Annotated in this window: 3 protein-coding genes; all 3 read left to right on the top strand. The window is 65.8% G+C overall.

The features are described 5' to 3' along the window. Nucleotides 1–111 precede the first annotated feature (111 nt). Genes wrbA through PSD17_RS20535 form a run of 3 tightly spaced genes read left to right on the top strand, consistent with a single transcriptional unit; the run spans nucleotide 112 to nucleotide 3,117 of the window. A complete protein-coding gene (wrbA, locus tag PSD17_RS20545) occupies nucleotides 112–717 on the top strand; it encodes an NAD(P)H:quinone oxidoreductase (RefSeq protein ID WP_041763398.1) in 606 nt (201 codons plus the stop codon). After that, complete coding sequence (locus tag PSD17_RS20540; protein ID WP_013678710.1) at nucleotides 714–2,321, top strand: amidase; 1,608 nt, start codon at nucleotides 714–716, stop codon at nucleotides 2,319–2,321. The genes wrbA and PSD17_RS20540 overlap by 4 nt, the downstream gene beginning before the upstream one ends. Then, complete coding sequence (locus tag PSD17_RS20535; protein WP_013678711.1) at nucleotides 2,299–3,117, top strand: alpha/beta fold hydrolase; 819 nt, start codon at nucleotides 2,299–2,301, stop codon at nucleotides 3,115–3,117. The genes PSD17_RS20540 and PSD17_RS20535 overlap by 23 nt, the downstream gene beginning before the upstream one ends. Nucleotides 3,118–3,253 lie beyond the last annotated feature (136 nt).

Genomic DNA, 3,253 nt, shown 5'->3' with positions numbered 1-3,253 from the left:
CAACGACGTGCTGCGCACCGTCGTCGCGAAGTCGCTGCTCGCGGGCAAGGCCGTGATCTCGTGACCGGCGGTGATCAGGTGAGCAGCGGTAACCCGATCAGCGGTGACCACCTGGCGCCGCGTATCGCCGTGGTGTTCTACTCCGCGACCGGCAACGTCGCGGCGATGGCCGAGGCGCTCGCCGAGGGCGCGGCCAAGGAGGGCGCCCAAGTGCGGGTACGGCCCGTCGCCGAGCTCGCCCCGGCCGAGGCGATCGATCGCAACCTGCGCTGGCGCGCCTGGGTCGAGGACAACCCCTACGACGAGACCGCCACCCTCGCCGACCTCGAATGGGCCGACGGCATCGCACTCGGGAGCCCCACACGTTTCGGCGGGCCGGCCGGCCAGCTCAAGGAGTTCCTCGACACCACCGGGGGACTCTGGATGCAGGGCAAGCTCGTCGACAAGCTCGGGACGGCCTTCACCAGCGCCTCGACACGACACGGCGGCCTGGAGTCAACGATCCTCGCGATCAACAACATCTTCTACCACTGGGGCTCGATCGTCGTCCCGCTCGGCTACACCGACCCACATCTGATGGAGTCCGGCAACCCCTACGGGGGCTCGTTCGTGTCCCGGAAATCGGCCGCGCCCGACGACGAGGCCCTGCAGGCCTGCAGGCTCCAAGGTGTTCGGCTGACGCAAGTCACCCGACGACTCGTTGGGACTCCGACGTGACGAGCGACCTCGTCCCCGACACCGCATCCGAAATCCTCGCCGGCTACCATAAGGGCGAGTTCTCTCCACGAGAGATAGTTTCCCGCACGCTTGAACGCATCGCCGCGGTCAATCCGGTCATCAATGCCCATTGGCACACCACGTCGGATGCCGCCATTGACGCTGCAACCCAGTCCACGGAGCGTTGGCGCGCCGGGGCGCCTCGCCCTCTCGAGGGCATCCCCGTTGGGGTCAAGGACGTCATCGATGTCGCTGGCCATCCGTGCACGGGCGGCTCCAGCATCTATCTGGGTCGACGCGCGCAGACCGACGCCACAGTCGTCGCCCGACTCCGCGCCGCGGGCGCGATCGTCGTGACAAAGGACGCGACGACCGAGTTCGGCATCGGTGGTCCGCTCAACCCCAGCTTCGGGCCCACGCGTAACCCCTGGAACCTTCAGCACTGGACCGGCGGATCCTCGTGCGGAGCGGCCGCCGGCCTCGCGGCCGGCACCATTCCCCTCGCCGTCGGGACCGACGCCGGCGGCTCGGTCCGAATGCCGGCAGCCTGGAGCGGCGTCGTCGGTCTGAAGCCGACGATGGGGCGAGTCAGTCGCCGCGGCGTGATGCCGTGCTCGTGGCATGCCGAGGTCGTCGGTCCAATGGCCCGCACGGTTTCGGATGCGTCCCGGCTGCTGAACATCATTGCCGGATTCGACCCGCATGATCCGCGCACGGTCCCCGCCGACTATGAGCCGACGCACTCAGCGGTGGACGTTCGCTCTCTCCGTATTGGTATCGCGCCGGAGTGGTGGGAGTCGCTTGTCGACTCCGCGACGGCGCGGGCGGTTGCGGACGCCACCGACATCTTTCGTGACGCCGGCGCCCAGATCATTCCGCTCACCGGACTGCCGCCGGCCCGGGAATTACACGACTTGTCCTACGAAATCGTCTTCGCGGAAGCATCGTGGGTGCACGAGAGCCACGCGAACCATCACGACAGCATGGATCCCGTGACGGTCCGCCGTCTGGGCACCGGTCGCGGAGTGGCCGCAGCCGCCTACTTCGAGCTCCTCCAGCGACGCGCCGACGCGCAGCGTCGCACCTACGCCGCGTTGGACCCGGTCGACGTCCTGCTCACGCCCACCACCGTGACCACTGCCCCCCGGCTGGACCAGCTGGAACTCACCATAGACAACGAGACCGTACCCCTCCATCACGGGTACGCGCTGCTGACCGCACACGCAAACCTCACAGGGTTCCCCGCTCTCGCGGTCCCCGCCGGTCTCACCACCGCCGGAATGCCACTGTCGATCCAGTTCACAGCCCGCCCCTGGAACGAGAATGCCTGTTGTCGAGCCGGGCACGCATTCGAGCGCCTCTCCCGCCAGACACCCCTCGCGCCCGACCTTACGCTCCTAAAGGGAGGGCCGACCATGACTCGTGTCCGCGCCGACGGAGCGATGACGGACTCGGCGTATCTCTCGGGCCGCCTCGACCCAGGAGGCGTTGACCCATTTCTTGGACCGCTGGCAAACGGGCTGAGCCAAAGCCACGTGCCCGCCCAAGAGCCGATCCCATCACTGCACCGTAGGAGGCGTCGTGCCACACGTCCCGATCGATGACTTCATGATGTATTACGAAGTCATAGGCAAGGGGACGCCCGTTGTGTGCCTTACCGGCTGGGGGACGGGCGCCGGGCACGGGTTCGCGAGTTACCCCCGCGAGCTGCTGGACGAGTTCCAGCTGATCGTCTACGACCATCGAGGCATCGGGCGATCTATTGGCGGGCTGGGCAGGGAACCCAGTACTCATCTCTACGCCGACGATGTGCGCGCTCTCCTGACCGCGCTGGGCATTCCACAGGCGCACCTGTACGGACGGGGTGGACTCGGCGGATGCATCGCTCAACAGGTCGCCCTCCGTCATCCAGACATCGTGATCAGCGCGATCCTCGGACAATCGTGGGCTTACGCAGATCCATTGCTGGCGGCCCAGTTCGACGCGCTCTACCAGCTCCGACTCAACTCGTTTGAGTCCTTCCAGAGTGCCTGCGCGACCATGTGCTACCTACCGGACTACTTCGCGACACATCACGACGACCTCCTCGGCCCCCAGGGATCCTGGGCAGACATCCGTTATGCGACTGATGGGCATTTGGCACTGATCGACGCCAGTCGTACTCACAACACCATTCCGGATCTTCCACAAATATCGTGCCCTACCCTGATTATTCAGTCCGGCCCACACGACTGGATCACCGGTCCGCGCCTCGGTGCGGAAGTCGCTGGTCGTATACCCGCCCACGAGATGCTCTACCTCCCGGACGCGCCTCACGCAATAAGTACCCACCCCGAGTCTGCGACACGATTGACCTCTGCGGTGATGAACTTCTTGCGCAAATCCAATTCGAAGACTTGATTGTGCTCGGAGTTCGAAACATGACCATCGTTCTGTGGAGTCTGTCGCGGCAACACAAGGTTTCGTTAAACCCGGAGGTACTGCTGTGAGCATCGAGAGCCCGGCCCGCACGATGATGTCCGGCCGGATCGCGGAG

Source organism: Pseudonocardia sp. D17 (assembly GCF_036984265.1).
Classification (GTDB): Bacteria; Actinomycetota; Actinomycetes; order Mycobacteriales; family Pseudonocardiaceae; genus Pseudonocardia; species Pseudonocardia benzenivorans.
Note: the sequence above shows the minus strand (reverse complement) of the source record. Positions and strands in the feature narration are given on the sequence as shown.